Origin of the sequence: Micrococcus sp. GbtcB5, from assembly GCF_019091605.1 — a bacterium.
Lineage (GTDB): Bacteria > Actinomycetota > Actinomycetes > Actinomycetales > Micrococcaceae > Micrococcus > Micrococcus luteus.
On the sequence record NZ_JAGXJK010000013.1, the window covers coordinates 15,239 to 37,220 of the forward strand.

Genomic DNA, 21,982 nt, shown 5'->3' on the forward strand with positions numbered 1-21,982 from the left:
AGGGTCCGGTCCAGCCTAACGGAGGGATGCGCCCCACCCGGGGTCAGCGGACCGATTCCGCGCTCCGCGTGATCGGCTCCGTGACCCGGGCGAACAGCAGCCCACCGGCCACGAGCACGACGGCGATCACGGGGATGACCACCCGGTTGTCCGGGTGCAGGGCGAGCGCGAGCGTGACGAGCGCGGGCGTGATGAACCCGACCGCGCGGCCCGTGGTGGCGTACAGCCCGAACACCTCGCCAGCCGTCCGCGGCGTGGTGAGCCGGCCCAGGAACGCGCGCGAGGCCGACTGCACCGGGCCCACGAACAGGCACAGCGCCAGCCCGCCGACCCAGAACGCGAGGGTGCCCGAGGCGAAGAAGAGCGCCCCGGCCACGAGGACCATGGCGGCCAGCGAACCGAGGATCACCCGGCGCGGACCGACCGCGTCGTCGAGCCGCCCGCCCACGAAGGCGCCCAGGGCGGCCACCACGTTGGCCGCGATCGCGAACAGGATCACGTCCGAGGCCGCCAGCCCGTAGACCGTGGTGCCCAGGATGGCGCCGTAGACGAACACCGCGCCCACGCCGTCGCGGAACACCGCCGAGGCCACGAGGAACCACAGCGTGTTCCGGTCCTCGCGCCACATCCGGGCCAGCGTGGCCCCCAGCTCGCGGTAGGAGCCCAGCACCGACTCACGGCGCGGCCCGCCGTCCGCCGCCGGGGCGGGGGCCGGGTCCGGCACGGCCACCAGCACGGGGATCGCGAACACGAGGAACCACGCGGCGGCCACGAGCGCGACCACCCGGATGTTCAGCGCCGCGTCCTCCGTGACGCCGAACCAGTGCGCGTCCCCCGAGACGAAGCCCACGAACACGATCAGCAGCAGCAGGATGCCGCCGAGATACCCCGCGCCCCAGCCGATGCCCGAGATCCGGCCGATCGTGGCCGGCGTCGAGATGTGCACGAGGATCGCGTTGACCTGCACCTCCGCGAACTCGAAGAACACCGTGCCCAGGGCGATCAGGGTGACGCCCAGCAGCAGGGAGGACTCCTCCGGGGTGACCCAGAAGCAAGCTGCGGTGCACGCGATCACGGCGCCCGTGGTCAGCGCCAGCCAGAGGCGGCGCCGTCCCGCGCCGTCCGCCCGACGCCCCAGCACGGGCGCGGTGACCGCGATGACGACGCCGGCCACCGCCATCGCCGTCGAGAGCCAGGCCGTGCCCCGCTCGTCCGGCCCGAACGCGTCCGAGGCCAGGTAGGTGCCGAACACGAAGGTGACCATGACCGCGTTGAACGCGGCCGAGCCCCAGTCCCACAGCGCCCACGCGGCCACCTGGCGGCGCGGGGCGGCGGAGGCGACCGGCGGGAGCGCGACGTCGGTCATCGCTCGATGCGGGTGAGGTGGAAGTCCCGGTGCGCCCGGGAGGCCGTGGGCCCGCGCTGACCCTGGTACCGGTTCTGGTTGGCCCCGGTGCCGTACGGCGACTGGGCCGACGAGGAGAGCCGGAAGAAGCACAGCTGGCCGATCTTCATCCCCGGCCACAGCGTGATGGGCAGCGTGGCCACGTTGGACAGCTCGAGCGTGACGTGCCCGGAGAACCCGGGGTCGATGAACCCGGCGGTCGAGTGCGTCAGCAGGCCCAGCCGCCCCAGCGAGGACTTGCCCTCGAGGCGGGCGGCGAGGTCGTCCGGCAGCGTGACCTGCTCATAGGTGGAGCCGAGCACGAACTCCCCCGGATGCAGGATGAACGCCTCGTCCGGGTCCACCTCCACCAGCCGGGTCAGCTCGTCCTGCTCCTGGCGCGGGTCGATGTGCGCGTACCGGTGGTTGTCGAAGAGCCGGAAGAACCGGTCCAGGCGCACGTCCACGGACGCGGGCTGGACCATCGCCGGGTCGAGGGGGTCCAGGCCCACGCGCCCGGAGTCGAGCTCGGCGCGGATGTCGCGGTCGGAGAGCAGCACGGCTCAGTCCATTCGCACGACGACGGCCAGCGGGGTGCGCTCGCGGCCCTGGCCCAGCGGGTTGTCCGCGAAGGCGGCCTCGAGGACGGCGGCGGAGGCCTCCGTGTCCCGGCCGAGGGCGTTGCGGCCGATGTCGTTGGCGTCCATCACGACGGTGCCGGCGAAGGATGCCTTCGCCCAGGCTGGGATGTCCGCCGCCCGGATCATCGCCGAGACCTCGGCGGCCACCCGGTCCGGCTCGGCCGGGGGCAGCTTGGCGGAGACGTTGGCCGGGAACGTGGAGTAGGTGGTGGGCCCGTCGATCGCGCGGACGTTGCCGCCCACCACGTTGTAGAACACACCGCGTTTGCCGGCGACCTTGCCGGCGGCGCCGGCGGCCGCGGAGAGCACGATGCGCGGCAGGCCGGCCTCCTGGATGGCCAGCTGCATGGTGGTGGGGTCGCCCAGTCCGATGCCCGCGGGCGTACGGGTGACCAGCCGGGAGAGGACGCGGGCGGCCACGGAGGGGCGGACCTCCCAGGTGTAGTAGGAGCGGCCCTGGGTGATGGCCACGATCTTCTCGGAGACGGAGAAGTGCCACGGGGCGTCCTGCGGCATCGCGTCCGCGGGCAGGTCGCGGAAGAAGTCCTCGATCTCGCCGCGCAGGTAGGCCTGCAGCTCCGTGTCCCGGTCCACGAGGCCGGTCTGCACGGGGAAGCGGCGGTAGCGGCGGCCGTCCTCGGCGGAGACCAGGTCGAGCTCCTTGCCCGGGTTCGGCTCGTGGTCCGGCTTGGCCGGCGCCGGGGCGCCCGCGGCCTCGTCGACCGCGGTGGCGGGGCCGGCCGGGGCGGCGTCCGCGTCCACCGCGTCGCGCAGCCAGAGCTCGAGGTTGAGCAGGCGCCAGAAGCGCTCGGGGTCGTGCCGGCGCGGGTGGGCGAGGAAGTCCTCGAAGAGCGCGCGGACGGTGGGCGCGTCGACGTACGGGCGGGCGGCGAACGAGTCCGAGGCGAACACCTCGCGGACCGGCTCGCGCAGGGTGAGCAGCAGGCCGGCCGCGGCGGCGTCGCCCGCGGGACGGGCCGGCGGGAGGACGGCGTCCACGAGACCGGCGAGACGCCCGCGCGGCACGCCGCGCTCGGCGGGGCGCTCGTGCGCGCGGGCGTCGACGAACGCGGAGTTCAGCAGCGCCTCGACGGGCACGTCGGCGCGCTCGCGGGAGTCGGCCAGGCGGGCGGCGACGTCGCGGCGGGTCGCGGTCAGGGTGCGCGCGGCGCCGCGCAGGCCACGGGACGCGTGGGCGGACGGAGGCGTCGGGGCGGGGCGGCCGCGCATGTGCGCGGTCGAGGCCAGGGGGCCGCCGTGGGCGCGGATCGCGGCGCGGAGCGACTCGAGGTCGGCGACCGGGGACGGCGTCGCGGCGGGGGCGGGCGGTGCGGGCCGGGGACCGCCCACAAGGAAGGGGCGGTCCGTCTCCCCGAACGCGAGGTAGCGGTACACCGCCGTGTCGTCGGGGCGGGCGGGGACCTGGGCCGCGTCGGCCGCGGTGTCGCGCATGGGACGTCCTTCCGGGACGGGGGCTGCCGGACGCGTCCGGCCGCGGCCGGGCGCGGTTCGGACTCTACCAGCGGCCCCTGGCGCGCTTTCGTTCGGGAAACGGCGGCCCCTGGTGCGCTTTCGTTCGGGAAACGGCGTGGCCGGCCGCTGGCGCGCGGGTGCGGCCCTGACCATCCGCGGGGAGTTCTCCATCGTGATCGCCGGGCCGGTGCTCACGCGGTACGCGGACGCGTTCGGTCGCTCGCGCGCCCGGGCGGCGACGCGGCGGGTGCGGGCGCGCGAGGTCGCCGCAGCGGACCCGGTGCACTGACGTACGGGTCCGCGGGGCTCGATGACGACGCGGGGCCGGTGCACCGGCCGGGCTGGTGTATGGTGGTGCCCGCGCCGCAGGCGGAAGCTGAGCGGTTGCGCGGGCGTAGCTCAATGGTAGAGCGCTTGCTTCCCAAGCAAGATACGCGGGTTCGATTCCCGTCGCCCGCTCCACACCACGACGACGGCCCCGGGCCCCTCACGCGAGGGACCCGGGGCCGTGTCGGTCCACGTCGCCCCGCCACGGCCGCACCGGGAACGCAAGACGTCGGAATACGGCCACATTCCGGCGTCATGGCGACCGCTGGCGTTCCAGGTCGACGTGCGGGGTCCCGCTCCCCTCAACGGCCCGCGCGGATCTCGCGCAGCCGGCGTTCCAGGTCGACCGGCAGGTCCGCGGCGAAGCGCGGGTCGAGGTCGGGCCCGGCGTCCGCCAGTCGGTAGACGCCGTCGGCGCGGGCGAGGAACCCGTAGTCCACGAGTTCGCGACGCAGCGTGGCCACGTCCTCGTGGGCGGGGCGCAGCAGGTCGTTGACCTCGGCCTCCGCGTAGGCGCGGCCCGCTCTGAAGCGACGCAACAGCTCGAGAAGGACGGCCACCCGCGGCTTGCGACGCGCAGGGATGGAGCGCAGCCGGTCCCCGTCGAAGAAGCGGGCAAGCACGGTCGCGTGGTAGCGCTCGGCGGACTGCCACTCGTCAGCGAGGGCCGCCGCCGCGGCGGTGTACCGCTCACCGGTGACGGCCATGCGGGCACGGATCAGGGTCTTGAGGTCGGACTGACGGGTCATGGTGCATCCTCGCCGGCGCGCTCCCGGCCATGCCGCGCCGCGGGTCGGGGACGACGTCCGTCGCGTGCGGTGGGCCCGAGGATCCGCTCCCCTTCGCGCCGGGCCGCCGGGCCCTGCCGCGCGGGGCCGGGCCGCGTGGCGCGCTCGGCGGTGGGCGCCGCCGTCGTGATCCAGGCTAGCCGAAGCCCGCCGCGTAGGATCGCGCCATGCACCTGACCCCGCCGCGGACCGCCCCACCCCGACCCGTGGAGGCCCGTCCGTGACCCAGGTGCTCTCCGGCTTCGCGGTCGTGTGGGTGATCATCCTCGTGGGCGTCCTGGTGGGGCGCACGGGGGTGCTCGGCGAGCACGGCCGCACCGTGCTCTCCCGTGCGGCGTTCTTCATCGGCAACCCGGCCCTGCTGTTCGTCACGCTCTCCCGCGCGGACGTGGGCGCCGTGCTGGGCCCCCAGCTGTGGGTGGCCACGCTGTCCGCGTTCACCGCGGCCGCACTGTACCTCGCGGTGACGGTCCCGCTGCTGAAGGGCAGGTCGGCCTCGGAGCGGATCATGTCCGCGCTCAGCGCCTCGCTCGTGAACTCGGCGAACCTCGGCATCCCCATCGCGGCCTACGTCCTCGGCGACGCCGCCCTGGCCGCCCCGGCGCTCATCTTCCAGCTGGCGATCTACACGCCGCTCTACGTGGCCGCGATGGACGCCGCCACCGCGCGCGAGGCCCGACGACGCACGACGGCGGGCCGGCGCCGGGCGGTGCGCCGCTCCCCCGGGCGCGCCGTGGCCGACCAGGTCCGCCACACGGTCACCAACCCCCTGATCCTGGGCTCGGTGGCCGGCCTGGTCTTCTCCCTCACCGGCTGGTCGTTGCAGGGCCCCCTCATGGAGTCCGTGGAGCTCATCGGCGGACTGTCCATCCCGGCGATGCTCCTGGCGTTCGGCATGTCGCTGGTCGGCTCGCGGCCGCTCGAGCGGGCCGGCGGGCGACGCGCGGACGTGCTGCTCGCCTCGGCGGTGAAGCTGGTGGTGCATCCGCTGCTGGCCTGGCTGCTCGCGCAGTTCGTGTTCGGTCTGGATGCGCGGCACGTGTTCGTCGCCGTCGTCCTGGCCTCCCTGCCCACCGCACAGAACGTGTTCGTCACCGCCGTCCGCTACGACACGGGCCTGCGCGTCTCGAAGGACACGATCCTGGTCACCACGATCGTCGCGATCCCGGCGATGATCGCCGTCGCCCTGCTGCTGGCCTGAGGCCGACGACGGCGGCGCCCGGCCCGGTGCCACGCGCCGGGCGCCTCGCCGCGGCTCAGACGTCCCGGCGGATCAGCTCGTCCAGCCCCGTGGGCGAGAGCAGGTACGGAGCGACCTCGAGCACGGTGCGCGCCCCCGTCTCCCCCTGGGCCTTCAGGCGCGCGGCGGCACGGCCGTAGGCGACCTGCGCGGCGGCGGTGAAGTCGGGGTTGGACTCCAGCTCCAGCACGAACTCGACCGCGCTGCGCGAGCCGCCGAGGTCGCCCGAGGTGACGACGTGGCCGCCGTGCGGCATGCCCTGGTGGTCGCGCTCGAACTCCTCCTCGGAGATGAAGTGCACGGTGGTCTCGTACGGGGCGAAGTAGTCCGGCATCGTGGTGATGGCCTCGGTGATGGCCGCGTGGTCGGCCTCGTCGGCCACCACGTAGCACTCACGCACGTGCGCGGAGGCGCCGGTGATCTCGGCGCCCCGACCGGCGCGGGCCTCGGCGATCGCCTCCTCGCTGGGGATCGTGTACTGCACGCCGCGCCGGACGCCGGGGACCCGCCGGACGGCGTCGGAATGGCCCTGCGAGAGGCCCTTGCCCCAGAACGTGTTCTGCTGCGGCTGCGGGAACAGCGCCGCGCCCAGCACCCGATTCACCGAGAACAGGCCCGGGTCCCAGCCGGTGGAGATCATCGCCACGTGCCCGCCCTCCCGGGCCGCGGCGTCCATCTCGGCGCGGTGCCGCGGGATGAGCTGGTGGTTGTCGTAGGTGTCCACGGTGGTGAAGTGCCGCGCGTAGCCGGCCGCCTGCTCGGGGATGTCCGTGGCGCTGCCGAGGCAGAGGAACAGCACGTCGATCTCCCCGGCGTGCTCGGCGGCCCGCTCCGCCGGGAGCACGGGCGTGTCCGTGTCCAGGCCGGTGCGGCGCGAGAAGATGCCCACCAGCTCCATGTCCGGCTGGAGCTTCACGAGCTTCTCCACACTGCGGCCGAGGTTCCCGTATCCGACGATGCCGGCGCGGATGGTCATGTGCGTCCTCCTGGAGGGGTCGTGGTCAGGTCGGTCCCGCCAGCCTAGGCCCGGCGCCGCGGGGCGCCGAGTCCGCCGGCCGGACCGCGCAGCAGGAGCACGACGACGGCGACCAGCCCCGCCAACGCCAGCACGCTGACCACGTAGATCGGCCAGGCCCACGGGCTGTGGTCTCCCCCGCCGATGCCGTAGGTGTCCGCGAGCGCCATGCCCGGCCCGAACGAGGCCATGAAGTAGGCCGGGGACGCGGCGACGAGCGAGGCGAGGCCCAGGGCGAGGACCGCCAGCGGGTCGACCTCCTCGCGACGCCACGTGAGGAACCACAGGACGGCGGCCACGCCGAGCCCGGCCGCCAGGATCACGGCCGAGAGGACGAAGGGGACGCCGAGCTGGCCCGCCGCGCTCAGGTCCGCGTAGATCCTCCCGAGGCCGCGGTCGCCGGGCGCGGCGGCCAACGGGTTGAGGACGAACACCTGCAGGGCCGCGAGCGCCGCGGCGGCGGCGATGACGCCCGGGACCACCGCACCCGCGGCGAGCCGCACCCACCCGGGCCGGTCGGGCAGGGCGAAGGGCGCCGTCGTCGGGCGGGGCCGGGCGGGGCGGGAGGACGCGGCGGGGCGACGGGCGGAAGGGGACATGCGGCCAGGCTAACCGCTCGCCTCCGCTGCGGACACGAGAGCCTCCGGCGCCGTTTCGTCAACGAAAGCGGCTGTGGAGGCTCCTGCGCCCCCGCCGTCTCGTCGACGAGCGCGGTGGGTGAGGTCAGCGGACGCCGGCGCCGGAGAGGGTCTTGGCCCAGGCCTCGATGGCGTCCCAGTCGCGGTAGTCGCCGTAGTGCTCGTTGCGGGAGAGCTTGAGCTTGAGCTTCTCCAGCCGGCCCAGGCGCTCCTCGACGAGCGCCCCGCGGAAGTACGCCACCTCGCGCGGACCGTAGGACTCGAGCTTCTCCCGCACCGGCCGCGCCAGCTCGGGCGCGCCGCCGGAGGCCAGGATCACGAGCGGCAGGTCCGCCAGCTCGGCCCGACGGGTGTCGAGGAACGCCCGCGCGTCGGCGGCGAGCGAGCCCGTGTAGACCGGGGCCGCGACGATCACCGCGTCCGCCGTGGTCAGCCACGCGGCGGCGCCCTCGACGTCCTCCACCACGGTCGGGACGGCCTGCGACGTGCGCAGCACCTCCGCGACCCGCTCGGCGATCTCTCGCGTGGATCCGTGGGCGGACGAGGTGACGATGAGCGTGGTCATGGTGGGGCGCAGCCTTCGGGGTCGGGGGCGGACGACGCGCTCAGTGTATCCCGCGCAGGTCCAGGTCCAGGCGGGTCTCGGCGCCCTCCGGGGCCCGGTCCGGGGTGTGCACCGTGACCGGGATGCCCCAGTCCTGCTGGTACAGGTGGCAGGCGGCGTGGTCCGGGATGGGCTGCCCCTTCTCCCCGTCACACGCGGCGGCCCGGGCGGTGATGTGCAGGACGCCCTCCTCGACCTCGGGGTTCAGCCGCAGCGTCCGGTGCAGCCCCGTGGACGTGCCGGCGCCCTCGAGCAGCAGCTCCTCCGGGGACGAGGAGACCTTCAGCTGCGTGGGATCGCCCCAGCGGTCGTCCAGCTTCTGCCCCGTGGGCGCGGCGAAGCCGATCGTCAGGTCCAGGTCGCCGGCCACCACCGGGGTGCGGGGACGCTGCGTCTGCCGCGCGCTCTCGTCCACGGTGAGGAACTCCTCCGGCACCGCCAGCCGCGTGAGCCGGTGGGCGTTGGACTCGACCACCACGATCGCGGTGTCGTTCCCGTCCGCGTCGTGCTCCACGAGCACGTCCGAGGGCTCGAGCAGCCCGCGCGCCACCGTGGTCACCGTGGCCGGGACCGCCCGGCCCGCGGCGTCCTCGCCGGCCGGCGCGTACCGGCGGATCGCGCCGTTGTACGTGTCGGCGATCAGCACGGAGCCGTCCGGCAGGGCCGTGACGCCCAGCGCGTGCTGCAGGCGCGCGCGGTCCGCCTCCCCGTCCACGTGGCCGAAGTCGAACAGGCCCGCCCCGACGGCGGTCCCGACCTCGCGGCGCCCGTCCTCCCCGGTCCGCACCCAGCGCACCGCGGAGGTCTCCGAGTCCGCGACCCACAGCGTGCCGTCCGCGCCCACGGACAGCCCCGAGGGCTGCGCAAACCAGGCCCGTCCGGCGTCGCCGTCCAGCAGGCCCTCGAGCGCCGTGCCCGCGTGCACCGCGAGCGCGCCCGTGACGGGGTCGAAGTCGAAGAGCTGGTGCGTGCCGGCCATCGCGATCACCACACGCCCCAGGGCGGGGTGCCACACGACGTCCCACGGGGAGGACAGCGAGATCGCGGTCGGCTCCCCGGGCAGGTCCGCGAGGTCGACGGCGACGTCCCCCTCGTCGTCGACGGCGGCGGCCTCCTTGGCGCGCTCGGAGTCGATGAGCTTCTGCACGCCGTTGCCGGCGAGGGTGCTGACGTGCCCGTCCGACAGGCGCAGGCCCCGCAGCCGGTGGTTGACGGAGTCCGCCACGACGACGTCGTAGCCGACGCGCTGGGCGACGTCCTCGGGCAGCAGCGCCAGGCCCTGGGGCTCGTTGAACAGCGCCTCGTCCGGCCCGCCGTCCGCGTGGCCCTTCTCCCCGGGCGTGGGGAATGCGAGCTCGGCCTGGCCCGCGTCCGCCGTGGCGGGGTCCCCGCCGCCGAACGCGCGGAGCACCGTGGTCAGGTCCTCGGCGACCTCCAGGAGGCGGTGGTGGCCGGTGTCCGAGACGAGGAACGAGCCCGGGCGGGAGCCGCGGCCGCCGAGCGACACGGCCTTGCCGGGGAACGACAGGTCCCGGGCCACGGGCGCGGGCGGGACGTAGGGGCCGGAGCCGCGGTGCAGCGTGCCCTTGGCCTCGTGCTCGGCCACGAGCTCGCGCACGAGCCCGTAGAGCCCGGCCACGTGCCCCTCGCCGGACAGGTGCGCGGCGATGTAGCCCTCCGGGTCCACCACCACGAGGGTGGGCCACGCGCGCGCCGAGTACGCCTGCCACGTGGTCAGCTCGGGGTCGTCCAGCACGGGGTGCTCGATGGCGTAGCGCTCGACGGCGGCCGCGAGCGCGTCCGGGTCCGCCTCGTGCTCGAACTTGGGCGAGTGCACGCCCACCGTGACGAGCACGTCCGCGAACTCCTCCTCGAGCGGGCGCAGCTCGTCCAGGACGTGCAGGCAGTTGATGCAGCAGAACGTCCAGAAGTCGAGGAGCACGACCTTGCCGCGCAGGTCCTCGAGGGCCACCTGCTCGCCGCCGGTGTTCAGCCAGCCGCGGCCCACGAGCTCGGACGCGCGCACCCGGGTGGCCGCGCGCGGCACGGCGGCGGGGGCGTCAGCGGACGGGGCGGGGTTCGGGGTCTGCGGTGCGGTCATGTCCACCATCATGACGCACGCCCCGGACGCGTCAGCCGTGAGCGGACGCCGGCGGCGTCACAGGGGGAAAGACGACGCCGCCGGGCGGGTCCGGCTCAGTCGGCGGCCAGGGCGGCGGCCAGCATCTCCTCGGCGATGAGGGTGAACTCCTTGCGCCCGGCCTCGGGCCGGCCCACGAAGGAGACCATCACCACGGCGTCGGAGGTGACGGCGGTGAGCACCTGGGCCGTGAGCTGGGGCTCGGACTCCGAGGCCACGGTCCGCTCCCACACGAGGGCGGACTGCGCAGGCGTGCCGTCGGACAGCGGCGCGTCGGAGACCTCGAGGCGGTAGTCGACGGTCGCGTCCCCCTCCTGCACGGTCATGGTCATCTCGCGGCAGTCGGCGCGCAGGGCGTTGACGGTCTGGATGTGCCGCTCGACGTCCTGGCGGCCCTGGCGCGTGAGCCGGGCGACCTCCACGGTGCCCGTGCCCGTGAAGGTGTCGGCGCCGACGTCCACGCGCGTGGCCTCGGCCTCGTCGAGGGCGATCGGGGAGAAGTCCAGGGCGGTCAGCGGCGCCTTGCACTGCGCCGGCTGCACGGTGGTCCGGTCCGCGTCCGCGCGCCGGTCCCGGGAGTCCTCGCGGGCCGCGTCGATCTCCTCCGCCGTGGCGGCCCGCTGCCGGACGAAGCCGAACGTGGCCGCACGCTCGGCCGCGGCCTGCGCCATGCGCTCGTCCTGACGGTCGCCCAGGCCGAGCCCCTCCGGGGCCGCCGACTCCGTGGGCGCCGCGGTGCCGGCGTCGCCGTGGACTCCGTCCGCGGGCGCGGACGCGGCGGCCGGATCGCCGTCCCCGGCCCCGCAGCCCGTCAGGGCGAGCAGACCGGCGGCGACGGCGGCCACGAGACGCAGCCGACCACGCCGGGGCGCGGCCGGGCGGCCGAGGGGAGGGAGACGGTCAGCGGACATCGCGGGCCTCCTCGGGGCCGGTGGAGGAGTCGCGGGCCATGGGCTCGGCGCCGCTCGGGGCGTCGGTGGCGGGGGTGCCGTGCATGCGGGCGTACATCTCGTTCCAGCGGCGCAGCTCCGCGTCGCCGTCGCGGTCGGCCTGCCGGTCCAGCCGGACCGCGTTCTTGCGGTCGCTGCGATACCAGAGCACGGCCACCATCACCGCCATCATCACGGTGGGGAACTCGCCGATGCCCCACATCACCGCGCCGCCGATGCGCTGGTCCTCGAGGGCGGTGGGGCCCCAGTCGCGGCCCATGTTGCCGAACCAGGACGCCTGCATCAGGCCGGTGGAGGTGGTCATGGCGACGCCGATGAAGGCGTGGAAGATCATCGTGGCCATCAGCAGCACGAGCCGCAGGGCGTACGGGGGCCGGCGCGGCAGCGGATCCGAGCCGATCATGACCAGCGCGAACAGGAACCCGGTCAGCAGGAAGTGGACGTTCATGAACTCGTGGCCCACGTGGGTCTGCAGCGAGAACCGGAAGAAGTCCGTGTAGTAGAACACCAGGATCGAGCCGGCGAAGTTGACCCCCGCCACGATCGGGTTCGTGATGAACCGGCCCCACGGGGAGTGCACGATCCACAGGATCCACTCGCGCGGGCCGCGCGTCCCGTCCGTGCGGGACGGCAGGGCCCGCAGCGCCAGGGTGATCGGCGCGCCCAGGACGAGGAAGACGGGGCTGAGCATCGTCAGCGTCATGTGGCCCACCATGTGCGCGCTGAACAGGACGCGGCCGTACACGGCCGGGGACCCGGAGGTCGCCCACAGCAGCACGGCCAGGCCCGCGAGCCACGCGACGGTGCGCAGCACGGGCCACCGGTCGCCGCGGCGGTGCAGCTGCCACACGGAGCGCAGGTACCACAGGGACAGGAACGCGATGATCGCGACCCACAGCCAGTCGAACCGCCACATCGTGATCCACCGGGCTCCTTCGAGGGCCGGCGGCAGCTCGTAGCCGGTGAGGATGCGGGCCGGGGAGGCGTCCGGCGCGAGCTCCTCCGGCACAGGCGGGGCGGTCCGGGAGAGCACGGAGGAGACGCCCATGACGGCGCCCATGATCACGGCCTCCACGGCGATGAGCTGCCACAGCAGGCGACGCGCGGGGGCGGGGCTGGGACGGTCCGGGCCGGCGTCGAGGCGGGGGATCACCCACCGGCGGTGCAGCAGGCCGATCAGGCCGAGGCCCAGGGCCGCCAGGAACTTGGCCGACACGAGGATGCCGTAGGGGCTCAGCAGCTGGGCCGGATCGTCCATGCGGATCGACGCGTTGACCACGCCGGACAGCGCCACCGTCACCAGGCCCAGCCCGGCGAGCACGGAGTAGCGGGTCAGGACCGTGTGCAGCAGGGGCGCCGGGCCCTGCCGGCGCAGGCTGCGGCCCCGCCCCTGCGCCCCGTTGGGCCCCACGAGGGTGTCCGAGATCGCGACGAGCACGAGCAGCCCGCCCACCCACACGACGACGCCGAGCAGGTGCAGGCCGATCGAGTTCACGGCGCCGTTGTGGTCGTCACCGCCCGCCGCGTGCCCGATCAGGGCCAGGGGCACGAGGGCGAGCATCGCCAGGATGCCGGTCCAGAACAGGCCGTTGTGGGAGCGGACGGCGATCGCCAACGTGGTCACGACGGCGGCGATCACGGTGACCCAGAACCACGCCTGGCCCACCGAGATGCCGACCACGTAGGCCGCCAGGCCGTCCGTGAAGCCCTGCCCCGCCGTGACGGGGATGCCGGCGAGGTCCGAGTAGGACAGCACGCCGACGGCCAGCGCGGCCACCGTCCACACGCCGGCGCTGACGGCGGCGATCCGCATCACGCGGGTGAACGCGGGGTGCTCGGGCAGCGGTGCGGCGTCCGCGTCCTCGCGCCGCTGCCGGGCGGAGCGGTGCCACCGTTCCGTGCCCGCCGCGTGGGGCGGCAGGACCCCGGCCGCGAAGATCAGCGCGGCGATGGTCAGGGACATCGCCACGTTGGAGACGAGCTCCCCCACGGGCACGCCCCAGCGGGTGATCCACCCCGGGTCGGAGAGCTGGCGCGCGGCGGTGACGCCGGTCAGCCAGCCGGCGGCGGCGAGGCCGGCGGCTCCCGCGGCGGCCACGAGCACCCAGATCCACCGGGGCACTCCGACCGGCCCCGACGGACCGGGGCGGGCGGCGTCGTCGTTCTCGGCGGGATGGCTGCCCCGGGCGGGGGCGGTGGCGGCGGACATGGGGTCCATCCTCTCAAAGCATGCGGACGCCCGACGACGGTGGGGCCGACCTCGCCGTCGTCGGGCCCCCGGGTCAGGCGAACAGGGCGTCGCCCACGAACCCGCCCTCGGCGCAGCCGGGCGGGATCGCGAAGACCGCCGAGCCGACGGGCACGGTCCACAGGTTCAGGTGGTCCGACTCCGCGAGCCGGGCCTGGACGGGGACGAACTGGCGGTCCACGTCCGCCTGGTAGGCGGCGAAGATCAGGCCGGAGCCCGCCTCCAGCGCCCCGCGCGGGTCGTCGTAGTTGTAGCCGCGGCGCAGCATCCCGTACTCGGGCTCCTCCCCGCGGGCCCGCCGCAGGTGCGCGATGTCCGAGATGACCGGGAAGCCCGTGGGGCCGACGGCGTCGAAGTCCGGCTCATCGTGCTCCTGCTCCCCCGTGAGGGGGGCGCCGGTGCCGAGGCGACGGCCGATGACCTTCTCCTTGGCCGGGCGGTCGAGCTCGTCCCACGTGTCCATGAGCATCTCGATGCGCCGGATCACCACGGACGTGCCGTCCGCGATCCACGGGGTGACACCCACCTGCTCGGCGCCCACGCCCCACACCACGCGGTCGAGGTGCGGGGTGCCCGCCGCCGGGTTGCCGGTGCCGTCCACCTGCCCGAAGAGGTTGCGCATCGTGGTGCCGGTGGGGTGGGCGCCGCGGGCGGAGCGGAAGCCCTCCTGCACCCAGCGCTCGGTGGCGAACGGCCGGGCCGCCTTGAGGAGCATGCGCCGGGCGTGGGCCACGGACATCCGGTCGTCGCCGCAGATCTGCAGCAGCAGGTCGCCGTCGCTGAACGCGGGGTCCAGGCGGTCGATCTGCTCGAACGCCGGCAGCGGGCGCAGCCAGGCCGGGGCCCGGTCCGGGGCCACGCGGCGGACGAGCTCCGGGCCGAAGCCGAACGTCACGGTGAGCCGCGCGGGGGCGGCGGCGAGCTCCGGCTCGGTGTCGGCGATCGTGGCGCGGCCCTGGGTCAGACGCGCCGCGTCGTCGGTGAGCAGGCGCAGCATCCGCTCGATGCGCACCCGGTCCGCGTCCTCGCGCAGGTCGAGGGCGAGGAAGACGGCGTGGGCCTGGGCGGGGGTGTCGACGCCGGCCTGGCGCGGCCCGTGGAACGGCACGGTGTCCGTGCCCACGGGCGAGCTGACGGCCACCCGGGCGGCCTGGCCGCCGGGCTCGGCCCAGCCGGCCCGGCCGACGTCGCCCTCGATGCCGGTGTCGCCCATGACCTCGGAGGGTGAGGCCCCCGCCCCGGGCGCGGCGGACGCGCCCGGGGCGGTCGAGGCCGACGCGTGGCCGGCGCCGTAGCCGAGCGCCGTGCCCAGCAGGCCGCCGCCCACCGCGCCCGCCCCGAGGAGCAGGCCGCGGCGGGAGGGGCCCCCCGGGGCCGGGCGGGCGCCCTCGCGCCCGCCCGACCCGTGGTGGTCGTCCGGCCGGACGGCGGGGTCAGTGGTCGGCATGGTCCTCCGATTCGTGGGACTCGCCGCCGTGGTACGACTCGTTGGCGCCGGTGAAGGGCCGGACCACGGAGGTGACCTCGAGGGTGGAGCCGTCCTCCAGCTCGAGGTCGTAGGTCACGTCCTCACCCGGCTCGATCGGGTCGGTCAGGCCCATGAACATCACGTGGTTGCCGCCCGGGGCGAGCTCGAGGCTCCCGCCCGCGGGCACGGTGAAGCCGTCGGGGCTCTCCTGCATCACCATCTGGCCGTCCTCGCCGGAGACCATCTCGTGGAGCTCGACCGTCTCGCCCAGCTCCGAGCGGACGCCGACGATGTGCAGGTCCTGGTCCGAGGAGTTCTCGAGCATGCCGAAGGAGCCGGTCATGCCCTCCTCGGTGGCCTTCGTCCAGGGGTCGGTGATCGTGAGGCCGGCGGCCTGGCCGTCCGCGGTGGACGCGGCCGGCGAGGCATCCGAGGCCGGGGCGGCGTCCGTGGCCGGCGCGACGCTCGAGGCGTCCGACGCGCTCGGGGCGGAGCCGGCGTCGTCTCCGGCGCAGGCCGTCAGGCCGAGGGCGGCGACGGCGAGCACGGCGGCGGCGCCGAGGCGGCGAGGGGCGCGGGGGGAGGTGGTGGTCACGTCTGTGGGGTTCCTTGTCAGGCGGGCGCGCGACGACGCGCGGGGCGTTCGGGCGCGCGAGGGCGGGGCCGGCCCCCTCAGGGGGCCGACCGGGGATCAGAGGTCAGCGGCCGTCGTCGAGGTGGCCGAGTGCGCGGGCGCGGCGGCCCATCAGGAGGAAGGCCACGACGAGCACGGCCAGGCCGGCGATGCCGGCGACCCACACCCAGGCGGGCAGCGCGTCGGTGTCCGCGGGCTGCGCGGCGTCGGAGCCGTCCGCCTGCGCGGTCGCCTCGGCCGAGGCGGCGTCGCCCTGACCTGCCGTGGCCTCCGGGGAGGCGGCGGTCGAGGCCCCGGCGACGGCGGTGCCGCAGCCCTGGGGCGCGGTGCCGGCGGCCGGTGCGGCCGGGTCGTCCACCGCGAAGTCGAACGAGCGCTCCTCGGAGTGCCCGTCCGAGTAGACGACGCGGTAGGCGACCTCGTAGTCGCCGTTGGGCAGCCCCTCGCACAGCGGCGCGGAGAAGGTGGGGCCGTCCACGGTGCCGGCAGCGGACTGCCACTGGTTGCCGTCGGCGTCGCGGACCTGCAGGAGGTTCTGGATGCCCTCGCCGTCGATCAGCTCGCCACTGAAGGTCAGTGAGACCTCCGACGGCGCCGTCGTGGCCGTCTCGCCGACCGCGGGGGCGGTGCGGATGAGCTCGTCGTGCGCGGCCGCGGGGGCGGCTCCGGCGACGACGAGGGCGGGCAGCAGGGTGAGTCCGGCGGCGGCGCGAGCGGCGCGGCGGACAGGGGTGGTCTGGTGATGCATGGTGGTGTCCTCACGGGTCTGCCGCGGTCCCGGACGGGAGTCGCGGGCGGACCGTTCCGAAGGGTCGTCGGGCGCGGTCGGGCCTCGAGACGCGGACGGAGCCGGCGTCCTCAGGCCGCGAGGGCGAACGGCGGGCCGCGCCGCCCCGGAGAGCCGAGGAGGGCGAGGGACGTCGCCGGCCGGAGCACCGGCGGGACGGGGACACGGAGGCGGGCCGGCGCCGGCAGGGGGCCGTGCGCGGCCGGCGGCGGGCAGACGACGGCCACCACGCGTTCGGCGATGGCGAGCACGAGGACCTCACCGCGCCGCAGCACCAGCACGGTGAGGACCGCGGCGATCACGTGGGCCGCGAGCATGCGCAGGTCGGTCAGGTGGCCGGCGGGGGCGCCGGACAGGGCCTCCCCCGGCGCCAGGAGGGCCCCGGCGCCGGGACGGGCGTGGCCGAGGTGGGCGGGGTCGACGCCGGCGACCGGCGCCACGGCGTGGCCGCCGGCGGCGAGCCCGTAGAGCATGTGGAACAGCCCCTGGGCGATCGCGACGGCGGCGGCGGTGCGCCACAGCGAGAGGGCGCGGCCCGCCAGGGCGGTGCAGAGCGGGGCGGCGAGGACGGCCGCGAAGGCGACCACGCCGACCTCGGGGAACCCGTGACCGGGCTCGGCAGCGGTGTGGAACAGCGCGGCCAGGGCGGTCATCGCCAGGGCCCCGGCCCAGCCCCGGGCCAGACGGGCCGGTCCACGCACGACGCGCGGACGGGGGTCCTCGAGGCCGGACGGGGCCCACGGAGCGGCGGCGACGGCGCTGCGCATGCCACGACTCCTCTCCTCACGGCCCCGGTCCACGTCGGCCGGACGATCGTCCGCCCATCCTACGCGGCCGGGGACGACGACGGGCGCCCCACCCGAGGGTGGGACGCCCGTCCTGCGGCGTACGGCGCGGGTCCGGAGACGCGCACCGCGGCCGGGATCACTCGGAGGCGGCGGCCTTGAGCTTGGAGCCGGCGGTCACCTTCACGGAGTGGCCGGCCGGGATGGTGATCTCCTCGCCGGTGCGCGGGTTGCGGCCGGTGCGCTCCTTGCGCTCGGTGCGCTCCACGGCCAGCCAGCCCGGGATCGAGACCTTCTCGCCCTTCTTGACCTGGGCGGTGAACACCTCGAAGAGGGCGTCCAGCACATCGCTGACGGCGGCCTGGGTGTTGCCGGAGCGCTCGGCGACGGCGGCGACGAGTTCCTTGCGGTTCATGGCCATGGGTCCTCCCTATGGGACGTCGGTTACGGTTCCCGGGCCGTTGGGACCGGGCTGCCAGTTGTGAACGTACCATCTCTCCGCGGGCGAATCGCCCCCTGAACCGCGAGAATCCGCGATTTCCCGTGACCCGGGCGGCCCTCATCCCCGGGGCACGACGACGGCGGCGCCCCTCCTCAGGAGGGACGCCGCCGTCGCGGTGGTGCCGAGCGCCCGGAGGCCGGGCCTCAGGTCACCAGGAGGACTTGGTCACGCCGGGCAGCTCGCCACGGTGCGCCATGTCGCGGAAGCGCACGCGGGAGATGCCGAAGCGCTGGAAGGTGCCGCGGGGGCGACCGTCGATGGCGTCGCGGTTGCGCACGCGGACCGGGGAGGCGTCGCGGGGCAGCTTCTGCAGGCCCAGGCGGGCGGCCTCGCGGGCCTCGTCCGACGCGTTCGGGTCCACGAGGGTCTTGCGCAGCTCGAGACGCTTCTCGGCGTAACGGGCCACGATGGCCTTGCGCTGCTCGTTCTTGGCGATCTTGGACTTCTTGGCCATCTCAGCGCTCCTCTCGGAAGTCGACGTGCTTGCGGACCACCGGGTCGTACTTCTTCAGGGTGATGCGGTCCGGGTTGTTCCGGCGGTTCTTGCGGGTCACGTAGGTGAACCCGGTGCCGGCGGTGGACTTCAGCTTGATGATCGGACGAACGTCCTTGTCCTTGGCCATGTCAGAGCTTCACTCCCTTCGCGATCAGGTCCGCCACGACGGCGTCGATACCGCGCACGTCGATGGTCTTGATGCCCTTGGCGGACAGCGTCAGGGTGACGTTGCGGCGCAGGGAGGGGACCCAGTAGGTCTTCTTCTGGATGTTCGGGTCGAACCGGCGCTTGGTGCGACGGTGCGAGTGGGAGATGCTGTGGCCGAATCCCGGCCCAGCCCCGGTTACCTGGCAGTGAGCTGCCATGATCACTCCTCGTGGCAAGTAGTAGTAAAAGGACGGGCGGAACCCGCATGGCGGCGAGCCGCGGACCTGTCCGCGGACACCTGTTGTGAGCCCCGCCCCGGGTGTGGACACCGCACTCTTACTGCGACTTCTCGAAAAGGGGGACCAGGCTGGGTGAGAGCCAACCGAAGTTCCTTATGGGATCGCTGGTGTGGACGGTGAGCCCCGGTCCGCCCTGAGGACGTCCCGGGATCCGGTCTGCGGGAGCGCGTTGCTTTTCCGACCCGCCGCCCCCCGGTCACCTGACCGATGGAACGACGAGAACAACGCGGCGTGCGCCGTCCCACCTTACGCGAACCGTGGGCGTCGCTTCAACTCGACGGGGGGCGCCTGTGGTATGCGCACGGTCCTCGGCCCCCAGGGCCGCTCCGCTCGCCACGGCTCGGCGCGGCCACGGGCGCTGGGCCGGCCCACCCCTGCGGCGCGGATCAGGCGACCGACGCCCCCAGCAGCGAGCCCACCGCCAAGGTCAGGCCGAGCGCCAGGGCACCGCCGAGGACGACGCGCACGGCCGCCCGCAGCGCGGGCGCGTCGCCGAGCCGGGCCCCGACCCAGCCGGTCACAGCGAGGGCCACGAGGGTGACCCCGAACGTGAGCGGGATACGGAAGTCCACCGGCGCCAGGACGACCGTCAGGAAGGGCAGCAGCGCGCCCACGAGGAACGCGAGGAAGGAGGCCCCGGCGGCAGCCCAGGGGCTGACGACGTCCTCCTCCGCCATGCCCAGCTCCATGCGCAGATGCGCGGCGAGCGCGTCCTTCTCGGTGAGCTCCCGCGCAGCGGCCTCGGCCGTGGCCCGGCTCAGGCCGTCCGCCTCGTAGAGCTGCACGAGCTCCTCCAGCTCGCCCTCGGGATCCTCCTCGAGCTCGCGGCGCTCCTTGGCGATCAGCGACTTCTGCGAGTCGGAGGACGAGGAGACGGACACGTACTCGCCCAGCGCCATGGAGAAGGCGCCGCCGACCACGGCGGCGGCACCGGCCAGCAGGACCGGGGTGAGCGCCGTCGTCGCACCGGCGACTCCGACGACGGTGGCGGCGACGGACACGATGCCGTCGTTGGCGCCGAGCACGCCCGCGCGGAGCCAGTTGAGGCGGGCATGCACGCCTTCGGCGGCGTGCGGTTCGTCGGGACCGCCCGGCGGGACCTGATCGGCGAGGGGCGAGGACTGTTCAGACGTGTGCGACATGTCTCCATGGTCGCGGCGCGGGGCGGGGTGCGCCAGGCAGGTGAGGCGTTCCTTCGGACGGGGATGCCACGAGACTCGCTGGTGCTGTTGCCAGGATTGTTCAACAACAGCTACCGTCTCCCCAGCGCCTCGTGACGCCCGTCACCTCGCCTGGCGCCCTCGACGAAGGTGACCACCGTGTCCCACGCAGACATCCCCCACGCCGGACCGGACGGCTCGACCCCCTCGGGCACCGCGCCGAAGACCGACTCCCGCGCCGCGAGCGCCACCCGGCGCACCGCACTGCTCGGCGCCATGTTCCTCATGGCCACCTCGGCCATCGGCCCCGGCTTCATCACGCAGACCGCCACGTTCACCGTCCAGATGGGCGCCGCGTTCGCGTTCGCCATCCTGGTCTCGATCCTCATCGACGTCGCCGTCCAGATGAACGTGTGGCGCGTCATCGGCGTCTCCGGCATGCGCGCCCAGGAGCTGGCCAACAGCGTCCTGCCTGGCCTCGGCTGGGTCCTCGCCGCGCTCGTGTTCCTCGGCGGCATGGTCTTCAACATCGGCAACATCGCCGGCACCGGCCTCGGCGCGAACGCCATGCTCGGCGTCGACCCCCTGATCGGCGGCGCCGTCTCCGCCCTCATCGCGCTGCTGATCTTCCTCTCCAAGCGCGCCGGTGTGGCCCTGGACCGGATCGTGGTGGTGCTCGGCGCCGTCATGATCCTGCTGATGCTGTACGTGGCCATCACCTCCGCCCCGCCCGTGGGCGAGGCCCTGCGCCAGTCCGTGATGCCGGAGGAGGTCGACTTCTTCGTGATCGTCACCCTCGTGGGCGGCACCATCGGCGGGTACATCACCTACGCGGGCGCCCACCGCATGATCGACTCCGGAGTGAAGGGCGTGGACGACGTCCAGGACATCACCCGCAGCTCCGTGGCCTCGATCCTCGTGACCGGCCTGATGCGTGCCCTCCTGTTCCTGGCGATCCTCGGCGTCGTCGCCTCGGGGGCGGTGCTGTCCAAGGACAACCTGGCCGCCTCCGCCTTCCAGGCCGCCGCCGGCGACATCGGCCTGCGCATGTTCGGCATCGTCCTGTGGGCCGCCGCCGTCACCTCCGTGATCGGTGCGTCGTACACCTCGATCAGCTTCGTCACCCGCTCCACCACCAGCGCCCGCACCCGCAACCTGCTGACGGTCGCCTTCATCGTGGTCTGCACCGCCCTCTACCTGGCGCTGCGCCAGGCACCGCAGACGCTGCTCGTGTTCGCCGGCGCGTTCAACGGCATGATCCTGCCGGTCGGCTTCGCCGCCCTCCTGTACGTGGCCTGGCGCCGCCGCGACCTGCTGCACGGCTACCGCTACCCCGGGTGGCTGCTCGTGATCGGCGCGCTCGCGTGGATCGTCTCCGTGTTCATCGCGGTGCGCGGGTTCATCCCCATGGTCGAGATGATCACCGGTGCCTGAGATGACCACGACGAAACCGCTGCCGCCGCTGGACGGCGCCACGACCCCCGCGCAGGCCCGCGAGCGCTTCCGCGCGGGGCTCGTGCGGCCGACCTCGGGGATCGCCGACGGCTACGCGCAGGCGAACCTCGTCTCGATCCCGCAGGACCACGCCTACGACGTCCTGCTCTTCGCCCAGCGCAACCCCCAGGCCGTGCCGCTGCTCGGCGTCTTCGAGGCCGGCGAGGTCAACGGCCCCGCGCTGGACGGCGACGTCCGCACGGACGTGCCGCAGTACGTGGTGTACCGCGACGGCGTCGAGACGGACCGCCCCACGGATCTGCTCGACGTGTGGCGGGACGACCTCGTGACGTTCGTGATCGGCTGCTCGTTCACCTTCGAGTCCGCCCTGGTGGCCGAGGGCATCCGGATGGCCCACCAGGACGCCGGCGTGAACGTGCCGATGTACCGCACCACGCGGCGTTGCGCCTCGGCGGGCCGCCTCTCGGGCCCGCTCGTGGTCTCGATGCGCCCCATCCCCGCCGACCGCGTGGCCGACGCCGTGCGCATCACCTCCCGCTACCCCGCGGTGCACGGCGCGCCCGTGCACGTGGGCGACCCGGCCGGCCTCGGGATCACGGACCTGGCGGCACCGGACTTCGGCGACGCCGTCGAGGTCCCGCAGGGCCACCTGCCCGTGTTCTGGGCGTGCGGGGTGACGCCGCAGGCGGCGATCATGGAGTCCCGCCCGCCGCTGGCCATCACGCACGCGCCCGGGCACATGCTCATCACGGACCTGCCGGACCGGATGTTCCAGGTCCCGTGACCGTCGGGGCCCGGGGA

At 74.5% G+C, this 21,982-nt stretch carries 23 protein-coding genes, 1 tRNA gene and 1 pseudogene; 5 read left to right on the forward strand and 20 right to left on the reverse strand.

The genetic code is table 11. The features are described from left to right. Positions 1-43: 43 nt before the first annotated feature. From KVS67_RS06335 to KVS67_RS06345, 4 genes and pseudogenes are all read right to left on the reverse strand, one after another. Complete coding sequence (locus tag KVS67_RS06335) at positions 44-946, reverse strand: MFS transporter (RefSeq protein WP_324287927.1); 903 nt, start codon at positions 944-946, stop codon at positions 44-46. Then, a pseudogene (locus KVS67_RS14400) lies at positions 929-1,399 on the reverse strand (MFS transporter); the annotation flags it as partial. The gene KVS67_RS06335 and the pseudogene KVS67_RS14400, both read right to left, overlap by 18 nt. Further along, complete coding sequence (dcd, locus tag KVS67_RS06340) at positions 1,363-1,944, reverse strand: dCTP deaminase (protein ID WP_002858370.1); 582 nt, start codon at positions 1,942-1,944, stop codon at positions 1,363-1,365. The gene dcd and the pseudogene KVS67_RS14400, both read right to left, overlap by 37 nt. A gap of 3 nt (positions 1,945-1,947) precedes the next feature. After that, positions 1,948-3,477, reverse strand: a complete 1,530-nt coding sequence (locus tag KVS67_RS06345; protein ID WP_217565132.1) for a hypothetical protein — start codon at positions 3,475-3,477, stop codon at positions 1,948-1,950. A gap of 136 nt (positions 3,478-3,613) precedes the next feature. On the opposite strand from KVS67_RS06345, the gene KVS67_RS06350 reads away from it, so the two are divergent. Next, entirely contained in the window at positions 3,614-3,787 is a 174-nt protein-coding gene (locus KVS67_RS06350; RefSeq protein ID WP_223247468.1) for a hypothetical protein, read from the forward strand. Between the two features lie 99 nt (positions 3,788-3,886). Further along, positions 3,887-3,960 (forward strand) — tRNA-Gly (locus KVS67_RS06355). 167 nt (positions 3,961-4,127) lie between these two features. Here KVS67_RS06355 and KVS67_RS06360 read toward each other — a convergent pair. Continuing rightward, on the reverse strand, positions 4,128-4,574 hold the full coding sequence (locus tag KVS67_RS06360; protein ID WP_036317141.1) for a DUF2087 domain-containing protein: 447 nt from the start codon (positions 4,572-4,574) through the stop codon (positions 4,128-4,130). Positions 4,575-4,833: 259 nt separating this feature from the next. On the opposite strand from KVS67_RS06360, the gene KVS67_RS06365 reads away from it, so the two are divergent. After that, complete coding sequence (locus KVS67_RS06365) at positions 4,834-5,814, forward strand: AEC family transporter (protein WP_060774885.1); 981 nt, start codon at positions 4,834-4,836, stop codon at positions 5,812-5,814. Positions 5,815-5,869: 55 nt separating this feature from the next. Here KVS67_RS06365 and KVS67_RS06370 read toward each other — a convergent pair whose 3' ends face one another. The 15 genes from KVS67_RS06370 to KVS67_RS06440 all read right to left on the reverse strand — a co-directional run bounded on the left by KVS67_RS06370 (position 5,870) and on the right by KVS67_RS06440 (position 19,708). Beyond that, positions 5,870-6,829, reverse strand: coding sequence for a diaminopimelate dehydrogenase (locus KVS67_RS06370; protein WP_036385002.1), 960 nt, complete (start codon positions 6,827-6,829; stop codon positions 5,870-5,872). A gap of 44 nt (positions 6,830-6,873) precedes the next feature. Next, complete coding sequence (locus KVS67_RS06375; protein ID WP_063188843.1) at positions 6,874-7,467, reverse strand: hypothetical protein; 594 nt, start codon at positions 7,465-7,467, stop codon at positions 6,874-6,876. 124 nt (positions 7,468-7,591) lie between these two features. Beyond that, complete coding sequence (locus tag KVS67_RS06380) at positions 7,592-8,071, reverse strand: flavodoxin domain-containing protein (protein WP_063188845.1); 480 nt, start codon at positions 8,069-8,071, stop codon at positions 7,592-7,594. 40 nt (positions 8,072-8,111) lie between these two features. Then, positions 8,112-10,211, reverse strand: a complete 2,100-nt coding sequence (locus tag KVS67_RS06385) for an NHL domain-containing thioredoxin family protein (RefSeq protein ID WP_063188847.1) — start codon at positions 10,209-10,211, stop codon at positions 8,112-8,114. Between the two features lie 95 nt (positions 10,212-10,306). After that, positions 10,307-11,161 carry a hypothetical protein gene (locus KVS67_RS06390; protein WP_208011247.1) on the reverse strand — a complete coding sequence of 285 codons (855 nt, stop codon included), beginning with the start codon at positions 11,159-11,161 and terminating at the stop codon, positions 10,307-10,309. Further along, complete coding sequence (locus KVS67_RS06395; RefSeq protein WP_063188849.1) at positions 11,151-13,409, reverse strand: cytochrome c oxidase assembly protein; 2,259 nt, start codon at positions 13,407-13,409, stop codon at positions 11,151-11,153. Before KVS67_RS06395 ends, KVS67_RS06390 begins: the two co-directional genes overlap by 11 nt. Before the next feature lie 73 nt (positions 13,410-13,482). Then, the gene (locus KVS67_RS06400) at positions 13,483-14,895 is read right to left on the reverse strand and encodes a Dyp-type peroxidase (protein ID WP_063188851.1); all 1,413 of its coding nucleotides are present in this window, start codon (positions 14,893-14,895) and stop codon (positions 13,483-13,485) included. Next, the gene (locus KVS67_RS06405) at positions 14,882-15,511 is read right to left on the reverse strand and encodes a copper chaperone PCu(A)C (protein WP_036316813.1); all 630 of its coding nucleotides are present in this window, start codon (positions 15,509-15,511) and stop codon (positions 14,882-14,884) included. The genes KVS67_RS06400 and KVS67_RS06405 overlap by 14 nt, the downstream gene beginning before the upstream one ends. 103 nt (positions 15,512-15,614) lie before the next feature. Continuing rightward, positions 15,615-16,298 carry a copper resistance CopC family protein gene (locus KVS67_RS06410; RefSeq protein ID WP_063188853.1) on the reverse strand — a complete coding sequence of 228 codons (684 nt, stop codon included), beginning with the start codon at positions 16,296-16,298 and terminating at the stop codon, positions 15,615-15,617. Between the two features lie 110 nt (positions 16,299-16,408). After that, positions 16,409-17,104: a hypothetical protein gene (locus tag KVS67_RS14280; RefSeq protein ID WP_144861997.1), complete on the reverse strand. Its 696-nt coding sequence runs from the start codon at positions 17,102-17,104 to the stop codon at positions 16,409-16,411. 157 nt (positions 17,105-17,261) lie between these two features. Continuing rightward, a complete protein-coding gene (locus tag KVS67_RS06420; RefSeq protein WP_002858339.1) occupies positions 17,262-17,543 on the reverse strand; it encodes an HU family DNA-binding protein in 282 nt (93 codons plus the stop codon). 229 nt (positions 17,544-17,772) lie between these two features. Beyond that, positions 17,773-18,078: a 30S ribosomal protein S14 gene (gene rpsN / locus KVS67_RS06425; RefSeq protein WP_002858338.1), complete on the reverse strand. Its 306-nt coding sequence runs from the start codon at positions 18,076-18,078 to the stop codon at positions 17,773-17,775. 1 nt (position 18,079) lies between these two features. Beyond that, positions 18,080-18,247, reverse strand: coding sequence for a 50S ribosomal protein L33 (gene rpmG / locus KVS67_RS06430; protein WP_002858336.1), 168 nt, complete (start codon positions 18,245-18,247; stop codon positions 18,080-18,082). A 1-nt stretch (position 18,248) separates the two neighbouring features. Beyond that, positions 18,249-18,485, reverse strand: a complete 237-nt coding sequence (gene rpmB / locus KVS67_RS06435; RefSeq protein WP_002858335.1) for a 50S ribosomal protein L28 — start codon at positions 18,483-18,485, stop codon at positions 18,249-18,251. A 467-nt stretch (positions 18,486-18,952) separates the two neighbouring features. Beyond that, positions 18,953-19,708 (reverse strand): VIT1/CCC1 transporter family protein, encoded by a 756-nt coding sequence (locus tag KVS67_RS06440; protein WP_144918907.1) that lies wholly within the window; start codon positions 19,706-19,708, stop codon positions 18,953-18,955. A gap of 168 nt (positions 19,709-19,876) precedes the next feature. On the opposite strand from KVS67_RS06440, the gene KVS67_RS06445 reads away from it, so the two are divergent. Beyond that, positions 19,877-21,160, forward strand: a complete 1,284-nt coding sequence (locus tag KVS67_RS06445; RefSeq protein ID WP_217565133.1) for an NRAMP family divalent metal transporter — start codon at positions 19,877-19,879, stop codon at positions 21,158-21,160. Next, positions 21,153-21,965 carry a putative hydro-lyase gene (locus KVS67_RS06450; RefSeq protein ID WP_100058596.1) on the forward strand — a complete coding sequence of 271 codons (813 nt, stop codon included), beginning with the start codon at positions 21,153-21,155 and terminating at the stop codon, positions 21,963-21,965. The genes KVS67_RS06445 and KVS67_RS06450 overlap by 8 nt, the downstream gene beginning before the upstream one ends. Positions 21,966-21,982 lie beyond the last annotated feature (17 nt).

Coding starts and splice junctions, on each gene's coding strand:
- KVS67_RS06395 (WP_063188849.1), bottom strand. CDS start 13,409: ATGTCCGCCGCCACCGCCCCCGCCCGGGGCAGCCATCCCGCCGAGAAC.
- rpmG (WP_002858336.1), bottom strand. CDS start 18,247: ATGGCCAAGGACAAGGACGTTCGTCCGATCATCAAGCTGAAGTCCACC.
- KVS67_RS06410 (WP_063188853.1), bottom strand. CDS start 16,298: ATGCATCACCAGACCACCCCTGTCCGCCGCGCCGCTCGCGCCGCCGCC.
- KVS67_RS06390 (WP_208011247.1), bottom strand. CDS start 11,161: ATGTCCGCTGACCGTCTCCCTCCCCTCGGCCGCCCGGCCGCGCCCCGG.
- rpsN (WP_002858338.1), bottom strand. CDS start 18,078: ATGGCCAAGAAGTCCAAGATCGCCAAGAACGAGCAGCGCAAGGCCATC.
- KVS67_RS06360 (WP_036317141.1), bottom strand. CDS start 4,574: ATGACCCGTCAGTCCGACCTCAAGACCCTGATCCGTGCCCGCATGGCC.
- KVS67_RS06440 (WP_144918907.1), bottom strand. CDS start 19,708: ATGTCGCACACGTCTGAACAGTCCTCGCCCCTCGCCGATCAGGTCCCG.
- KVS67_RS14280 (WP_144861997.1), bottom strand. CDS start 17,104: ATGCGCAGCGCCGTCGCCGCCGCTCCGTGGGCCCCGTCCGGCCTCGAG.
- KVS67_RS06345 (WP_217565132.1), bottom strand. CDS start 3,477: ATGCGCGACACCGCGGCCGACGCGGCCCAGGTCCCCGCCCGCCCCGAC.
- KVS67_RS06370 (WP_036385002.1), bottom strand. CDS start 6,829: ATGACCATCCGCGCCGGCATCGTCGGATACGGGAACCTCGGCCGCAGT.
- KVS67_RS06400 (WP_063188851.1), bottom strand. CDS start 14,895: ATGCCGACCACTGACCCCGCCGTCCGGCCGGACGACCACCACGGGTCG.
- rpmB (WP_002858335.1), bottom strand. CDS start 18,485: ATGGCAGCTCACTGCCAGGTAACCGGGGCTGGGCCGGGATTCGGCCAC.
- KVS67_RS06385 (WP_063188847.1), bottom strand. CDS start 10,211: ATGACCGCACCGCAGACCCCGAACCCCGCCCCGTCCGCTGACGCCCCC.
- KVS67_RS06380 (WP_063188845.1), bottom strand. CDS start 8,071: ATGACCACGCTCATCGTCACCTCGTCCGCCCACGGATCCACGCGAGAG.
- KVS67_RS06420 (WP_002858339.1), bottom strand. CDS start 17,543: ATGGCCATGAACCGCAAGGAACTCGTCGCCGCCGTCGCCGAGCGCTCC.
- KVS67_RS06375 (WP_063188843.1), bottom strand. CDS start 7,467: ATGTCCCCTTCCGCCCGTCGCCCCGCCGCGTCCTCCCGCCCCGCCCGG.